Annotated in this window: 10 protein-coding genes and 1 pseudogene; 6 read left to right on the top strand and 5 right to left on the bottom strand. The window is 64.4% G+C overall.

Features of this window, described 5'->3' with window-relative positions:
* Positions 1-3 precede the first annotated feature (3 nt).
* The 5 genes and pseudogenes from AC0L14_RS21305 (at position 4) to AC0L14_RS21285 (ending at position 7,777) form a co-directional block, all read left to right on the top strand.
* Complete coding sequence (locus AC0L14_RS21305) at positions 4-1,089, top strand: ABC transporter ATP-binding protein (RefSeq protein ID WP_473486000.1); 1,086 nt, start codon at positions 4-6, stop codon at positions 1,087-1,089.
* A gap of 139 nt (positions 1,090-1,228) precedes the next feature.
* Positions 1,229-3,268: an aldo/keto reductase gene (locus AC0L14_RS21300; RefSeq protein ID WP_473750638.1), complete on the top strand. Its 2,040-nt coding sequence runs from the start codon at positions 1,229-1,231 to the stop codon at positions 3,266-3,268.
* A gap of 302 nt (positions 3,269-3,570) precedes the next feature.
* Positions 3,571-4,505 (top strand): annotated as a pseudogene (locus tag AC0L14_RS21295) (IS110 family RNA-guided transposase).
* 369 nt (positions 4,506-4,874) lie between these two features.
* Entirely contained in the window at positions 4,875-5,819 is a 945-nt protein-coding gene (locus AC0L14_RS21290; protein ID WP_473486002.1) for a MurR/RpiR family transcriptional regulator, read from the top strand.
* 179 nt (positions 5,820-5,998) lie between these two features.
* Positions 5,999-7,777: an NAD(P)-binding domain-containing protein gene (locus AC0L14_RS21285; protein WP_473750637.1), complete on the top strand. Its 1,779-nt coding sequence runs from the start codon at positions 5,999-6,001 to the stop codon at positions 7,775-7,777.
* 178 nt (positions 7,778-7,955) lie between these two features.
* Here AC0L14_RS21285 and AC0L14_RS21280 read toward each other — a convergent pair whose 3' ends face one another.
* The 3 genes from AC0L14_RS21280 to AC0L14_RS21270 form a co-directional block, all read right to left on the bottom strand.
* Complete coding sequence (locus AC0L14_RS21280) at positions 7,956-9,185, bottom strand: amidohydrolase/deacetylase family metallohydrolase (protein WP_473750636.1); 1,230 nt, start codon at positions 9,183-9,185, stop codon at positions 7,956-7,958.
* A gap of 28 nt (positions 9,186-9,213) precedes the next feature.
* Positions 9,214-9,603: a RidA family protein gene (locus tag AC0L14_RS21275; protein ID WP_473485812.1), complete on the bottom strand. Its 390-nt coding sequence runs from the start codon at positions 9,601-9,603 to the stop codon at positions 9,214-9,216.
* 354 nt (positions 9,604-9,957) lie between these two features.
* Positions 9,958-10,386, bottom strand: coding sequence for an Lrp/AsnC family transcriptional regulator (locus AC0L14_RS21270; protein ID WP_455839200.1), 429 nt, complete (start codon positions 10,384-10,386; stop codon positions 9,958-9,960).
* Between the two features lie 125 nt (positions 10,387-10,511).
* On the opposite strand from AC0L14_RS21270, the gene AC0L14_RS21265 reads away from it, so the two are divergent.
* Positions 10,512-11,615 (top strand): saccharopine dehydrogenase family protein, encoded by a 1,104-nt coding sequence (locus AC0L14_RS21265; RefSeq protein ID WP_473485811.1) that lies wholly within the window; start codon positions 10,512-10,514, stop codon positions 11,613-11,615.
* Between the two features lie 168 nt (positions 11,616-11,783).
* On the opposite strand, the gene lpdA is transcribed toward AC0L14_RS21265, so the two are convergent.
* Positions 11,784-13,181 (bottom strand): dihydrolipoyl dehydrogenase, encoded by a 1,398-nt coding sequence (gene lpdA / locus AC0L14_RS21260; protein WP_123148726.1) that lies wholly within the window; start codon positions 13,179-13,181, stop codon positions 11,784-11,786.
* A 180-nt stretch (positions 13,182-13,361) separates the two neighbouring features.
* On the bottom strand, positions 13,362-14,443 hold a 1,082-nt coding region (locus AC0L14_RS21255), incomplete at its 5' end, for a dihydrolipoamide acetyltransferase family protein (RefSeq protein WP_473750635.1).

The following is a 14,443-nucleotide window of genomic DNA, read 5'->3' as shown; positions in this document are numbered from 1 at the left end:
AGCATGGCAGCGGTTACACTCAAGAATGTCGTCAAGCGCTTCGGCGTCTTCGAGATCGTTCACGGCGCGAACATCGACGTCAATGACGGCGAATTCGTCGTCTTCGTCGGCCCTTCCGGCTGCGGAAAATCCACGCTGCTGAGGATGATCGCCGGGCTCGAGGACATCAGCGGCGGCGAGATCGCCATCGGCGGCAAACTGGTGAACGATGTCGAGCCGGCCGACCGCGGCATCGCCATGGTGTTCCAGTCCTACGCGCTCTATCCGCATATGAGCGTCGAGCAGAATCTGAGCTTCGGGCTGAGGATGAACGGCAACCCGAAAGCCGACACCGAGCGGCGGGTGAAGCGGGCCTCCGAAATCCTGCGCATCGCCGAGCTGATGAAGCGGCGCCCGCGGCAATTGTCGGGCGGCCAGCGCCAGCGCGTCGCTATCGGCCGCGCCATCGTGCGCGAGCCGCAAGTGTTCCTGTTCGACGAGCCGCTGAGCAATCTCGACGCCGAGCTCAGGGTGCAGATGCGGGTCGAGATCTCGCGCCTGCACAAGGAGCTCGGCGTCACCATGATCTATGTGACGCACGACCAGACCGAAGCGATGACGCTGGCCGACAGGATCGTGGTGCTCAACGCCGGCAATATCGAGCAGATCGGCGCGCCGCTCGATCTCTATGACGACCCCGCCAACCGCTTCGTCGCCGGTTTCGTCGGCTCGCCGAAGATGAATTTTATGGCGGCGAACGTGGTCGGAAACGACGACGGCGCAATAACCGTCGAACTCGCCAACCATTGTGGCGCCAAACTGCGGAAGCCGCTTTCGGGTGCCCCGCCTGCGGTCGGTGCCGAGGTCGTGCTCGGCGTCCGGCCGGAGCATTTCTTCGAGGCCGGCGAAGGCGATTGCGACATTGCTGTCAAGGCCGACGTCGCCGAGCACCTCGGATCGGTGAGCTACATCTATGCCAATGCCGGGCCAGAGGAACTGATTATCGAGCGCGAGGCATCGCGGCAGCGGGCGAATGGCGACCACATGGCGGTGTCGATCAAGGCCGGCCGGTCGCTTCTCTTCGACAAATCAGGTGCACGCATTCGCTAATGCATGTCGCCCAAAAGCATGCCCTCGGGCGTGAACCGAGGATGCGCAGCGGTTTGGGACAACGACATGCACAAAACTAAGACACGCAATTTTTCTTTTACCAACTCGCGACGCCGAGGCGTCCCCAAGGAGATTTGAAATGACGTCCGAACCACGAAAGATCCACTGGGGCATTCTCGGGCCCGGCACCATCGCCAAAGCCTTTGCCGGCGGTGTGGCCCATTCGCATACCGGCACACTGGTTGCGCTCGGCGCACGCAATCCCGGCAAATCAGGCCTTGCCGATAACTTCCCCGGTGCCCGCATCCTCGACGGCTACGAGGCTCTGCTCGCGGATCCGGACGTCGATGCGGTCTATATTTCGACACCTCACCCGAGCCACGCCGAATGGGCGATCAGGGCGGCCGAGGCCGGAAAGCATGTGCTTTGCGAAAAGCCGATGGGGCTGACCGCCTTCGAGGCGGACGCGATGATCCATGCAGCGCGCAAGGCCGGCACCTTTCTCGGCGAAGCCTTCATGTACCGGCTGCATCCGCAGACGGCAAAGCTGGTCGAACTGATCAGGTCCGGCGCGATCGGCGAGGTGCGCATGGTGAAGTCGAGCTTCGGCTTCGCCATGCCTGATTTCATGCCGGAACACCGGCTCTACGCGAACGATCTCGCCGGCGGCGGCATTCTGGATGTCGGCGGCTATCCCGTTTCGATGGCGCGGCTGATTGCCGGGGCAGCATTGGGAAAACCCTTCGCCGAGCCGGACAAGGTGGCGGGTGCTGCACATCTTGGTCAGTCCGGCGTCGACGAATGGGCTTCGGCGCTGCTGCATTTTCCCAGCGGCATCGTCGCCGAAGTCTCCTGCGGCATTTCGCTGGCGCAGGACAATGTCCTGCGCATCCTTGGCACCAAGGGCCGCATCGAGGTCGCGGATTTCTGGTATGCGAGCGGCAGGGAAGGCGGCACCGGCGAGATTCGCATCATCCGTCCGGGCGGTGAGGAGGTGATCGAGGTCAGGGAAGACCGCTGGCTCTACGCTTTCGAGGCCGACGCCGCCGGTGAGGCGATCGTGGCCGGAAAGCAGGAGTTTGCCTGGCCGGGCATGGGCTGGGCCGACAGCCTCGGCAATCTGCGCGTGCTCGACAAATGGCGTGCCGCCATCGGGCTCGAATACGAGATCGAGAAGCCCGAAAAACGCGTCAACACCATCTCCGGCCGGCGGCTGCGCTCCGGCGGTACCACCATCCCGAAGCGCGAAATTCCAGGCCTGCCGCCGCCGGCCTCGTGCCTGGCGCTCGGCTTCGAGGATTTTCGCACGTTCTCCTCGGGGATGATCCTGCTCGATGCCTATTTCGAAGCCGGCGGCAACGTCTTCGACACGGCCTTCATCTATGGCAGCGGCTACACCGAAACGCTGCTCGGCCAGTGGTTGAAGAACCGCGGCGTGCGTGAGCAATCTGTGGTCATCGGCAAGGGCGCGCACACCCCGCTCTGCTATCCCGATGTGATCGGCAAGCAGCTCACCCAGTCGCTCGACCGGCTGCAGACCGATCATGTCGACGTCTATTTCATGCACCGCGACGATCCGGACGTGCCGGTCGACGAATTCGTCGACGCAATGGACAGGGAGTTCAGGGCTGGCCGCATCCGCGGTCCGTTCGGCGGCTCGAACTGGACGAGGGAACGCATGGACGAGGCCATTGCCTATGCCGAGCGGACCGGCAAGCAAAAGCCTGGCGCGCTTTCGAACAATTTTTCGCTGGCCGAAATGCTGGTGCCGATCTGGCCGGGTTGCGTCACATCGTCGAGCGATGAATGGAAGGCCTGGCTGACCGCCCGGCAGATGCCCAATTTCGCCTGGTCGAGCCAGGGCCGGGGTTTCTTCACCGGTCGCGCCGGGCGCGACCAGCGCGACAATGAAGAGCTGGTCCGGGTCTGGTACTCGGAAAAAAATTTCGGCCGCCGCGACCGGGCGATCGAGCTCGCCAACAGGTTGGGCAAGAGCCCGATCCATGTCGCGCTCGCCTATGTCCTGGCCCAGCCGTTCCCGTCCGTCCCGCTGATCGGACCACGCACGCTCGACGAACTGGAGGACAGCCTGCAGGCGCTCGACATTGCGCTTTCGCCTGACGACATCGCGTGGCTGGATGGCGGTTCGGACCAGCATCCCGCGCGCCGCACGGGCTGAGCTTCCTTCCACCTTCTCCCCTTGTGGGAGAAGGTGGATCGGCGCGCAGCGCCGAGACGGAAGAGGGGTGCTGGACGGAGTGCCGTCGGTGCCAAGCTGGAGCACCCCTTGTATCTGCACGGAAGGTTTTTTGTGCGATGGAAGCGACTGTGCCTCGGGTCGGATGGCCATCCGGCCCGAGGCACGGCGAAGTCGCCCGTTACCCCTCCGGTTACAACCGTGGATGAGCTTGGGATCTTCGCCAACGTCACGCACGACCGAATAGTCGCTTGGCTCCAATCGTACGCACAAGGCAGGTTACCGTGAACAAGACCATCTGTGGAATAGATATTTCGAAGGACTGGCTCGACGCCCATGTCGTGCCGAGCGGCGCGTGGGGCCGTTTCGGCAATGACGCGGCAGGCATAGCCGAGCTTGCCGCCTTCTGTCGGTCTCACGGCGTCGAGCTCGTGGTCATGGAGGCGAGCGGCGGCTACGAGCGTCTTGCCTACCTGCTTCTGTGGGAGATGGATCAGCCCTGCGGCATCGTCAACGCGCGCGTGCGCCGCTTCGCCGAGGCGATGGGCTATCTGGAGAAGACCGACAGGATCGACGCCGCCGTCATTGCCCATTATGCGCAGGTCAAACGGCTGCAGCCGACGCCGCCGCCGAGTGCGGCCCAGCAGCGGCTCAAGGCGCTGGTCGCCCGGCTTTGCCAGGTGACGGACGATCTCACCGTTCAGAAGCAGCGCAAGAGCGCTGCCGCCGATGCCGAGACCATTGCCAGCCTCGATGAGGTCATTGCCGTGCTCAAGCGCCAGGGCCGCCGGCTCGAGGGCGAGATCGCCTCGCTGATCGACGACGATCCACTGTGGCATGCCTCGACCAGGCCTTCCGCTCGCTCAAGGGCGTGGCCTCCCGCACCGTGGCGCGGCTGATGGCCGAACTGCCTGAGATCGGCCTGCTCTCCAACAAGGCCATCGCCAAGCTGGCCGGCCTGGCGCCGATCGCCAACGACAGCGGCAAGCGCAGTGGCCGAAGGCCGGTGCGGGGCGGGCGCGCAGCACCGCGCTCCATCCTCTTCCTCATTGCCCGCATCGTTGCCCGCTACGATCCTCACCTCGGCGCCTTCCACCAACGGTTGCAGGCCGCCGGAAAGGAAAAGATGGTCATCCGCATCGCACTCGCCAGAAAGCTGCTCGTCATTCTCAATGCAAAAGCACGCGATGCGCGCAAAGAGTTCGCTAATGCAACTTGACATCAGAGATAGTCGCTCATCCGTCGCCTTCGGCGACACGTTCTCCCACAAGGGGAGAAGGGAAGACGGGGCGGCGCAACGCTGCGGCTCTGCCCTACCTACCAGCTCACCTTCGGTCTGCGGTTCCAGTCGGTCATCCCGCAGAAATCAGCCTGTAACTCTCCTACTTTACTGCCAAGCGGCGACCGCGGCTCTCGCTGGCAAGATCGCTATTCTCAGCAGCATGTGTTTGTTTTAATTGAGCTTTCTATTTCTTGAAAAGCTTGTTGCTTTCCTACATACTTCGGAAACCGGCCGCGTGAGGCGAGCAGGCAAGCGATGCGCGAACATGGTAGAGGTCGAGTTCTACGAACTGCATGGGAAAGATTCATGACCGAAGCTGAAGGCCATGTACGATTGACCTCGGGCGACGAACCCGATGGGCGCGATCATGTCAGGCGCATCCCCGACATCATCTCGCTGGTCAAGGACTCTTACGGTGAATTGCGCCCGGCGGAGCGGCGCGTCGCCGATGTCGTGCTCGACGATGTCAGATTCGCGGTCGACGCTTCCAACGCAGCACTTGCCCAGCGCGCCCAGGTCAGCGAACCCACCGTGACCCGGTTCTGCCGGGCCATTGGCTGCGAGGGCGTGCGCGATTTCAAGCTGAAGCTGGCGCAGAGCCTCGTCGTCGGCGCGCTCTATCTGAGCAAGCCGCCGCCCACCAGCGGCGACAACGGCATGCCGTTCTGGAATGCCGTGTTCGGCGAAGCACGCCGGGCGCTGCAGGAGGCCGAACGGCAGCTTGATCCGGCACAGCTGGTGAAGGCGGCCGAGCTCATCGCCAAGGCGCGCCAGGTTACGGTGTTCGGCCTCGGCGGCAGCTCCTCGGCGCTGGCGCAGGAAACCCAGTACCGGCTGTTCCGCTACGGCATCACCGTCAGCGCCCAGTGCGACCCGTATCTGATGCGGATGACCGCCTCGACCTTGAAGCCCAGCGATCTGGTGATCGCCATTTCGGCGACCGGACGCACCCGCGAAGTGATCGAGGCCGTCGAACTGGCCAAGCACTACCGCGCCAACGCGATCGGCGTGACCGCGCCCGACACCGACCTTGCCCGCGCCTGCGACGTCAGGCTGACGGTGGCGGTGCCCGAATATCCCGACACGCTGAAGCCGACCGCCTCGCGGTTTGCCTTTCTGGCCGCGATCGACCTGATGGCGGTGGCGGCCGCCTACAAACTTGACGGCTCGGCTCGCGAAACGGTCCGCCGCATCAAATACAACGCCCAGATCCACAGGACGGGCAAAGAGATGGAGCCGCTGGGGGACTGAGAGGCGCGGCTCTCGTTCTCCCCTTGTGAAGGGCGGGCGAGGCCCGTGACTCGCCCCGGGCGGTGGATTGGCGCGTAGCGCCAAGCTGGAATACCCCTCATCCGTCGCCTTCGGCGACACCTTCTCCCACAAGGGGAGAAGGAAGACCGGGCGGCGGCGACTTGAAGGAGAAAAAACAGATGCTCGACATGGAACCATCGAAACAGGCGGCCACCTGGTTTTCCTCCCTCTCCCGCGCGCTCGAGACGGGCGACGCAGCGGCCGCGACCAACCTGTTCGTCGAGGATTGCTACTGGCGCGACCTGCTGACCTTCACCTGGAACATCAGGACGATGGAAGGCCGCGCGGCGATCCGCGACATGCTGGAAGCCACACTGGCTACGACCAAGCCGACTGCCTGGCAGCTCAGTGGCGAGGCAAGCTCGGACGAAGGCATCGTCGAGGCCTGGTTCACCTTCGAGACGTCATCGGCGTGGGGCCGGGGCATCATGCGCCTGCAGGACGGCCGATGCCGGACGCTGTTCACGGCGATGAGCGATCTTAAGGGTTTTGAGGAGCGCAAGGGGCCGGCGCGGCCGCTGGGTGTCCGCCACAAGGCCGATCCGGACCGCGAGACTTGGGCAGAGGCGAGGGCGCGCGAGATGCGTGATCTCGGCGCCGGCCAGCAGCCCTACTGCATGGTCATCGGCGGCGGCCAGTGCGGCATCATGCTAGGTGCGCGGCTGCGGCAGCTCGGCGTGCCGGCCATCGTCATCGAGAAGAACGCTCAAGCCGGCGATTCCTGGCGCAACCGCTATCGCTCGCTCGTGCTGCACGACCCGGTCTGGTACGACCATCTGCCCTACATCCCGTTTCCGGAAAACTGGCCGGTGTTCACGCCCAAGGACAAGATGGGCGACTGGTTGGAAATGTACACGCGCGTCATGGAGCTCAATTACTGGACCTCCACGACATGCGTCCGCGCGTCCTACGACGAAGCCGAAAAAATCTGGACGGTCGAGGTCGATCGAGCCGGCGAGCGCATCACGCTCAAACCCAGGCACATCGTCTTCGCAACCGGCGCCTATGGCCCGCCGAGGCAGATCGACCTACCGGGCGCCACGGCGTTCCAGGGCGAGATCCTGCATTCCAGCCAGTATTCCAGCGGCGAAAAATTCCGTGGCAAGGCGGTCGCCGTCATCGGCGCGGCAAGCTCGGGCCACGATGTCGCCGTCGATCTCTGGGAGAGCGGCGCTGAGGTGACCATGATCCAGCGCTCGCCGACGACGGTGGTCAAATCCGACACGCTGATGGAGGTCGGCTTCGAGATTTTTTCGGAGAAGGCGCTGGCCCGCGGCATCACCACCGAGAAGGCCGACATGATCGTCGCCTCGACGCCGTTCGCGCTGCTGCCGCAAAGCCAGCGGACGCTCTACGGCGTGATCAAGGCGCGCGACGCGGCCTTCTACGACCGCTTGCGCGGCGCCGGCTTCGCCATCGATTTCGGCGACGACGAGACCGGGCTGCTGATGAAGGCCTACCGCACCGGCTCGGGCTACTACATCGACGTAGGCGCCTCAGATCTGATCATCGACGGCGAGATCGGCGTCCGCAGCGGCGTCGAGATCAAGTCGCTGACGCCGACTGGGATCCTGTTCGACGACGGCACCGAACTGGCGGCCGACGCGATCATCTCCTGCACCGGCTATCAGTCGATGAACGAGACCGTGGCGGTGATCGTCTCGCGCGAGGTCGCCGACAAGGTCGGCCCGTGCTGGGGGCTCGGCTCGGGCACCAGAGGCGACCCAGGCCCATGGCAAGGTGAATTGCGCAACATGTGGAAGCCGACGGCGCAGGAAACACTATGGTTCCACGGCGGCAATCTCGCACTGTCGCGTTTTTACTCGAAATTCGTCGCGCTGCAGATCAAGGCGCGCATGGAAGGCGTTGCGACGCCGGTTTATGGGGCGCCGGGGTGAAGCTGCGATCTCCCCCCTTGAGGGGGAGATGCCAAGTTCTGGCAAAGAGGGCAGGCCAAAGGGAGTCGCCGCATGTCGAGCGCCAACCTCCATCCGTTGCAAGGCGAGCCCGGTCGAACCGACCCCCTCTGTCGCCTTCGGCGAACATCTCCCCCTCAAGGGCCCTCAAGGGGGGAGATCACCCACGCCCGAAATGCCGGACAGCAACATCGACATGCGTCTCGTGCGCATGCGCTTCGAAGCGTTCGGTATCGCCAAAATCGTTAGCCGCCTCGTTCGGCCACCAGATGCCGCCAATCACAATGCCGTCCGAGACCAGCCTCTGCTCGGCGACCAGCGAGGCGCCGACCGCATCGACGAAGGTGAAACTGCCCGGGCGCAGCCGCAGCACCGCGATGTCGCCGACGGCACCGACTGCCAGCGCGCCAAGCTCGGGCCTTGCGATCGCCTCGGCCGGCCGCTGTGTTGCCGCGCGCAAAATCTCGACCAGCGGCATGCCGAGCGCCAGCAGTTTCGACATGCACACCAGAATGTCGAAGGCCGGTCCGTCGACGCAGTAGAGATGCACGTCGCTGCTGATCACATCAGGCGCCAGCCCCTCCTTGAGCATCGCTTTGGCGACCTCGAAATCGAACGAGCCCATGCCGTGGCCGATATCGAAGATGACGCCGCGCTCGCGCGCCAGCCGCATGTCGGGCCGCACCGCGCCGGATGCGAAGATCGGCGCGTTGGGAAACGGCCGGAAGCAATGGGTGAGAATATCGCCCTTGCGCAGGCGCGGCAGCACTTCCGAGCGGCCCGGCGGCGGCTCGTCGATATGCGCCATCAGCGGCAGGCCGGCCTGGTCGGCGGCCTCGAGCGCCAGATCGACCGGCGCGATGCCGCTGCTGCCGCCGGCATGGCGACCCGAGCGGACTTTTACGCCGACAATCATGTCTGCGTGCTCGCGCACCGCCGCCACCGTCTCGCGCGGTTCGCAGAGCCGGAGATCACTGCACTCGCCAACCGAAACGGTCTGCGAGAAGCCGAAAATCCCGGCAAAGGAAATGTTGACATAGGCCAGGATGCGGACTTTCGAGCGCTCGATGACATGGCGGCGAAAGCCGAGGAAGTTGCCGGCCCCAGCACTTCCCGCGTCGATGAACGTGGTGGTGCCGCTTTTTGCGGCGAGGCGGTCGGCATCGACGCCGAGCGAGGTGCCGCCCCAATAGACGTGGCTGTGCAGATCGATGAGGCCGGGCGCGACGATGGAGCCGGTGGCATCGATGACGCGCGCGGCGCGATCGAAGGGAATGTCGGCATCGATCGCGGCGATGCGGCCACCGGCGATGGCCAGATCGCGTTGCGCATCGAGGCCGGACGCCGGATCGATGAGGCGGCCGCCCTTCAGGAGGAGATCAAATTGCATCGGCGTCCGGCTCCGTTGTGTCTTCTCGTCAAACCGGTCTGTAGGCGACAGCCTCGACCTCGATCTTGATGTCGATCATCAGCCGCGACTCGACGGTTGTCCGCGCCGGCGGATCCTTTGCAAAATGCCTGGCATAAACGGCATTGAAGGCGCCGAAGTCGCGCGCGTCCTCGAGCCAGACTGTCGTCTTGACCACGTCGTCCATGGTGCAGCCGGCCAGCGCCAGGGCTGCCTGCACATTCGAAAGTACCTGCTCGGTCTGTTCTACGATACCGCCCATGACCACCACGCCGTCGCTGCCAACCGGCACCTGGCCCGAGATATAGACCATATCGCCGGCCCGGACTGCCGGCGACAGCGGCACATGCGATGTTCCAAAACACTGCTTGGGCAAGGTCTGTTCTCCTTCAAAAAGCATTGGTGCGTTGCCGTGCTGTCCGGCAATCGCCGCGAAGCTCCGCGCGGGCTCTTCGCTGCGCCGGTTTGCCCGTTCCCGGCGGAAGGCTATGCCTCCCGGCGATTCTCATACAGGCCGTGTTGGAAAGCAACATTTTTTAGAATTCATGTTGCTTTATTACAGGAGCATCGGAGGTGTGAGCGGAGTGCCGAAACTGCCGATCTCCCCCCAAGTGGGAGATGTCCGGCAGGACAGACGGGGCGCTGTCCCGCCGACGCCCCGAAAGGTTCCGCTCGACAGCAGCATTTGGAAGGGACCCTAAGAGTTTTTGCTTCGCCCTGGGAGGGAAGCGGCCCAATGCTCCCGCCAAGCCAGTCACCGATCAATCCGCGTCGACAGGATGATCGAAGACGATGTCCGCTCGACCCCGTCCATCGCGCCGATCTGGTCGAGAAGCGTGTCGAGATCCCTGATCGACGGCGCGTCGACGATGACGATCATGTCGAAATTGCCGCTCACCGAATGCAGCGTCCGCACCGGCGGCAGCGCCTGCAGGCTGCGCACCACCTTGTCGGCGAGCTTGGGCGTGACGGTGAGCAGGACATGCGCCCGCACCAGTCCCTGTTCGTAATCCGGCGAAAGCCTGACGCCATAGCCGGTGATGATGCCGCGCTGCTCCAGCCGCTCGATCCGGCTCTGCACCGTTGTCCGCGACACGCCCAGCCGCCGCGCCAGCTCGGCTGTCGAGGCGCGCGCATTCACGCGCAGCAGGGAGAGCAGGGCCTGTTCGGCGTTGCTAAGCACTTTCGACGAACCTCATCGGCATACTGAGCAATCTGACACTTCGTTTCGAACAATTCCACGCTTCCTTTCGACAGGCAAGCTGCGATTCTATCGTCTTGAGCAAATGTAAGGCGAGGGAACCGGTCATGAAGAAAATCATAGTTGTCGGCGCCGGCAAGATCGGCTCGACCATCGCCGAGATGCTGGCGTCCACGGGCGACTATCAGGTCACCCTCGTCGACCGCTCGGCCGCACAGCTCAGCGCAGCCGAATTGCCTGCCACGGTCGAGACGCTGGAACTCGACATCGAAGCCGCCGGAACGCTCGAAGCGGCCCTGGCCGGCAAGTTCGCGGTGCTCAGCGCAGCGCCCTTCCATCTGACCACGCGCATCGCCGAAGCGGCGGCCAGCGCCGGCGTGCATTATCTCGATCTGACCGAGGACGTCGTCGCGACCCGACGCGTCAAGCAACTGGCGCGCTCCGCCAACAGCGCCTTCATCCCGCAATGCGGGCTGGCGCCGGGTTTCATCTCGATCGTCGCCAACGATCTCGCCAGCCGCTTCGACACGCTGGAGAGCGTGCGCATGCGGGTTGGGGCGCTGCCGCAGTACCCCTCGAATGCGCTGAACTACAATCTGACCTGGAGCACGGACGGCGTCATCAACGAATATTGCGAGCCTTGCGAGGCGATCGTCGAAGGCGAACTGATCGAAGTGCCGCCGTTGGAGGAGCGCGAGGAATTCTCGCTCGACGGCGTCACCTACGAGGCGTTCAACACGTCCGGAGGGCTCGGCACTCTGGCCGAAACGCTGAAGGGCAAGGTGCGCACGCTGAACTATCGCACCATCCGCTACCCTGGCCACGCCGCGATCATGAAGGCGCTGCTCAACGATCTCGGCCTGCGCCACCGCCGCGACGTGCTGAAGGACATTTTTGAGAGCGCCCTGCCGGCAACGCTGCAGGACGTGGTCATCGTCTTCGTCACCGTCAGCGGCCGCAAGAACGGCCGCCTGCTGCAGGAGACCTACGCCAACAAGATCTATGCCAGGCGTGTCGGCGATACGGTGCGTAGCGCCATCCAGATCACCACGGGCTCAGCCATCTGCGCGGTGCTCGACATGCTGGCCGACGGCACCTTGCCGGCGAAGGGTTTCATCAAGCAGGAGGACATCGCGCTCGATGCCTTCCTTGCCAACCGCTTCGGCCACGCCTATGCGCAGCACGAGATGGTTAGCCGGCTGGCGGGGTGAGCTGTGTAATCTCCCCCCTCGAGGGGGAGATGTCGCCGAAGGCGACAGAGGGGGTCGCCTCGCGTAGAGCGCTAACCTCCATCTGTCGCAAGGGAGGTCGCATCCAGTCGAACCGACCCCCTCTGGCCTGCCGGCCATCTCCCCCTCAAGGGGGGAGATCACCTGCCCTCAAACATGCAGCGCGTGCCCAAGCGCCTTCAGCGCGGCTTCCTGAAAACCCTCGCCTTGTGTCGGATGTGCATGGATGGTGCCGGCGATGTCCTCCAGCCGCGCGCCCATCTCCAGCGCCAGGCCGAACGCCGCCGACAGTTCCGACACGCCCTGGCCGACCGCCTGGATGCCGAGCACCAGATGGTTGTCCGCGCGGGCAACAACCCGGACAAATCCATCTTCACCCATTTTGGTCATTGCCCGGCCATTGGCGGCAAAAGGAAACAGCCCGACCTTGATCTCACCGCCGAGCCCCTTTGCCTCCTCCGGCGACAGGCCTGCGGTGACCAGTTCCGGATCGGTGAAGCAGATGGCGGGAATGCAGCGTTTGTCCCAGCTGCGCTTGTGGCCGGCGACGATCTCGGCGACCATTTCGCCTTGCGCCATCGCCCGGTGCGCCAGCATCGGCTCGCCGGTGACGTCGCCAATGGCAAAGATGCCGCGCATCGAGGTGCGGCACTGGTCGTCGATGCGGATGAATTTCCCCGCCATGTCGAGGTCGATCTGCTCCAGCCCCCAGTCTTCGATCACCGGCTTGCGCCCGACGGTGACCAGAATCCTGTCGGCAGCGATCTTGCCATTCTTGCCGGTGGCCGTCTCGATCAGCAGCGCATCGCGCTTGGTCGACAACCCCTTGGCCTTGGCGTTCACGAGCACCTCGATGCCGAGCTCAGTGAGCCGTTTCACCACCGGCCGGGTCAGTTCGGCATCATACTGCGCCAGTACGCGCGGCAAAGCCTCGACCACGGTCACCCTGGCGCCCATCTTGGCGAAGGCGATGCCGAGCTCGAGCCCGATATAGCCGCCACCAACGACGGCAAGCCTTTCCGGCACTTCGCTCAGCCCCAGCGCTTCGGTGGACGAGATCACCGGCCCACCGAACGGCAGTGACGGCAGCTCGACCGACGCCGAGCCGGTGGCGATCACCACCGTCTCGGCGCGGACGACCTGTGTACCGGTCTCTGTCTCGACCTCGACAGTCTTGCCGTCACGGAATTTCGCCCAGCCATGCACGGTCTTGACCCCGGCCCTCTTGAGCAGGCCGGCGACGCCGCTGTTCAGCCGGCTAACAATGCCGTCCTTCCAGGCGACGGTCGTTTCGAGATCAATGGATGGTGTTGCGACTGAAATGCCAAGCGGGCTCTTGCCGCCGGCCATGTGCGACGCCTTTTCGAACTCTTCGGCCGCATGGATCAGCGCCTTGGACGGAATGCAGCCGACATTGAGGCAGGTTCCGCCCGGCTTGCCGAACTCGACGATAACCGTATCGATGCCGAGCTGGCCGGCGCGGATGGCACAGACATAGCCGCCGGGCCCGGCGCCGATGACGAGCAGCTTGCAGGATATTTCCTTCATGTCGATATGCTCTTTTTGGCGAAGAAAGGCCCCGTCATCCGGCCGCTTCGCGGCCACCTTCTCCCCACCGGGGAGAAGAGGCTGGCGCCGGCGCTGGAGACCTCCTCTCCCCTCGGGGAGAGGGTGGCCGTAGCGAAGCGGAGGCCGGGTGAGGGGGCCTTTGCGACCGTTCTCATCTCATCAATCCACAAAAATCAGCGCCGGGGTTTCCAGCAGCGTCTTGATCCGTTGAATAAACACTGCGGCATCCCAGCCGTCGATCACCCGGTGGTCGAAGCTGGAGGACAGGTTCATCATCTTGCGCGGAATAAATTGGGTGCCGTCCCATACCGGCCGCACCATCATCTTGTTGACGCCGAGGATCGCCACTTCCGGATGATTGATCACCGGCGTCGTCGCCACGCCGCCCATGGCGCCGAGCGAGGTGATGGTGATGGTCGATCCCGAGAGCTCGTCGCGCGTCGCAGTGCCGGATCTGGCCGCCTCAGCGAGCCGGTTGAGCTCGGCGGCGCAGTCCCAGATGTCGCGCGCCTCGGCGTGCTTGACCACCGGCACCACCAGCCCAGAAGGCGTCTGCGCGGCGATGCCGACATGGACGCCGCCATGCTGGTGGACGATGCCGCCCTCGTCATCGAACAGCGCGTTGATATTGGGCTGGTCGGCGATCGCCTTGACCATCGCCCGCATCAGGAACGGCAGCAGCGTCAGCTTCGGCCTTTCCGCGCCGCTGCGCTTCTCCTTGTTGAGCGCCGCGCGCAAATCCTCGAGCGCAGTAACGTCGATCTCCTCGACATAGGTGATGTGCGGGATGCGAGACTTGGCCAGCGTCATCTTCTCGGCGATCTTTCGCCTGAGCCCGAGGATCTTGATGTCTTCGACGGCCTCGTTGCGGGCGAGGCCGGAGACCTTCGCAAGTTGCGGTCCGCGTGCCAGGAAGGCGTCGATGTCCTCATGCTGGACACGTCCGGCCGGGCCGCTGCCCGCTACCTGCCGAAGGTCGACGCCAGCCTCTTTTGCCCTGAGGCGGATGGCCGGCGACGCCAGCGGCTTTTCGCCTTCGGGACGCGGCGCGGCGACGGGCGCAGTACTACCACCGACCGCAGTACCCCCACCCCTAGCCCCTCCCCACAAGGGGGAGGGGGATTCCGTCGCCATGGCAGATTCATCCTCACGCGCGGAGACGTTTGCGGACGGGCGCGCGACAGATTTGGCATCAGCCTTGGGAGCCGAAGCGCGTCCCCCTCCCCCTTGGGGGGCGGGGG

It is taken from the genome of Mesorhizobium sp. WSM4841 (assembly GCF_055811515.1).
Note: the sequence above shows the minus strand (reverse complement) of the source record. Positions and strands in the feature narration are given on the sequence as shown.